The 1,804-nt window shown below is 66.1% G+C and carries 3 protein-coding genes; all 3 read right to left on the minus strand.

What is annotated here, in order from left to right; translation table 11 throughout:
- Positions 1 to 464: 464 nt before the first annotated feature.
- Complete coding sequence (locus Ae505Ps2_RS34265; protein ID WP_337819515.1) at positions 465 to 632, minus strand: hypothetical protein; 168 nt, start codon at positions 630 to 632, stop codon at positions 465 to 467.
- A 386-nt stretch (positions 633 to 1,018) separates the two neighbouring features.
- Positions 1,019 to 1,282, minus strand: a complete 264-nt coding sequence (locus Ae505Ps2_RS16700) for a hypothetical protein (RefSeq protein WP_075307001.1) — start codon at positions 1,280 to 1,282, stop codon at positions 1,019 to 1,021.
- A 181-nt stretch (positions 1,283 to 1,463) separates the two neighbouring features.
- Positions 1,464 to 1,804, minus strand: a 341-nt coding sequence (locus tag Ae505Ps2_RS33490) for a transposase family protein (RefSeq protein ID WP_249265284.1), incomplete at its 5' end; no start/stop codon positions are given.

The raw sequence follows: 1,804 nt of genomic DNA on the forward strand, positions 1-1,804 counted from the left end.
GTTCACACTCTCCTCGTTGCCTCGCTCGTGCGCTTATGCGGTCAAGTGTACGAGCAGCGGGCCATCATCGCGGCGGCGCCCCCACCTGTCAAGCCGCCGAGGGAGGGGTAGACAGTGTCTCGACGGGCCCGCCGCCGCTGCCTTCCCTGCGGGTGTAGCGCCGTCCGGGGGCTGCACGAAGTGCCGTCGGTCATCGCAAGGCAAGCTCGCGCTTCTGAGTAGCTAATTGAGTATCAACGGCCACGGACTGACGGGGACACGTCGGGACGCCCTAGGACCGCGCCACGAGGATCCACCAGGGCGATCCCGACATGAGACGTTCACGGAAATTGCTTCACACCGAAGAGGTCACTGGTTCGATCCCAGTATCGCCCACAGTCAAAACCCCTGGTCAGTTCCTTGTAGTGAGAGAACCGACCAGGGGTTTCGTGTGTTCGATGGGTCCTGCTTGCCCAACTGCCTGACTATTGCTGTTCCCCGGGGAACAGGTCGTTGATGGCGGTGGCGCCTTCGTCGATCACGGGGCGGATCTGCTTGCGGTAGACGAGTTCGGTGACCGAGCTGCTGCTCGCGTGGCCGACCAGCCGGGCGATCTGGTCGACGGTCATGCCGCTGTCGGGCAGCAGGGACACGAAGCTGTGCCGCAGCTCGCGTGGCGTCCATGGGGCTGCAGCTGGCGAGGTGCCGGCCGAAACATCGACGAGGCGTACCTGTGGCCGGAGATCCTGGGCCGGCAGATGACCCCGGTCAATGAGCGTCGCTGAGCTCCTGGAGCTGCGTCCGACCCGGGTGACGGCCCCGCACGACACCTGACAGCAGCTCCGCGACTCTGCCCGTGCCGCGATGGAGGTCTTGACCGAAGTTGGGTCGTTCCTGTTCGAGCAGCACGAGATCACCGAGGTGCCGTGGGCCAAGTCCGTTCGAGGAGCTGACGGGCAGGCCGTCGAGCCTCGGCGAGGGCGAGATTCAGGTATCGCAGCCAGCGTCTTCCTGCCGGTGGAGGTAGCGCTGTAGCAGCTCAGACCTCGGGCGGTCCGGTGTCGGTCTTTGGCTTCCCACCGCTACGACGGAGGAGTAGGGAACGTCGAACCAGGTAGACGATGCTTCCCATGGCGGTGAGAGTGCCGACGATGAATACCGCCCACCACTCGCTCATCGTGCCGACGGTGTTGACGACCATGCCGAGGCTGAGCACCAAGAAGCTCATCGGGAGCCAACGCGGCACGTCGCGGTCGGGGCGGCGCCTCACATGCGTCACGAACATGGCGGCCGTGCCGACCACGGCACCCCTCGTGCCAAGCAGGCCAAGCCACAGCCCAAAGAGTCGTAGGTCAGAGCGTCCTCCCGCGATCGACCTGCCGCTGGTGTCACGGTAGCGGTGCGGTGTCGCAACTATCCATTGCTTCGTCAAGGCGGCGCCGACGGCGCCGCGCGGCACTGAGGTGTTCTCAGTAGCGGGTTGATCATGTCGTGCGGTCGTACTCGGTGTGGAGTAGTACGAGCGCAGCTGCGGTGATCGCGCCGGTGCGCCAGGGACATAGCGTGACTCGCCGCAACGCGGCGAAGGTGGTCTTGAGCAGGGCGTTTCCGCGTTCGGCCAGAGCACGAAGGGCTGAGTGCAGGGTGTTGACGGTGCGCTGGTTGACCGTCTGCCCGCGGCCGGGGGCGAGTTTGATGGGCACGGTGAGCCGGTCGGCTTCGCCTTCGTAGCCGAGGTCGCCCAGCGCGGCGTGGGTGTCGTCGGTGAACGCGGCCAGGCCCTCGAGCAGCCCGGGGTGGGTACGGGCGCAGCGGGTGTCGTGCT

Source organism: Pseudonocardia sp. Ae505_Ps2 (assembly GCF_001932425.1).
Classification (GTDB): domain Bacteria; phylum Actinomycetota; class Actinomycetes; order Mycobacteriales; family Pseudonocardiaceae; genus Pseudonocardia.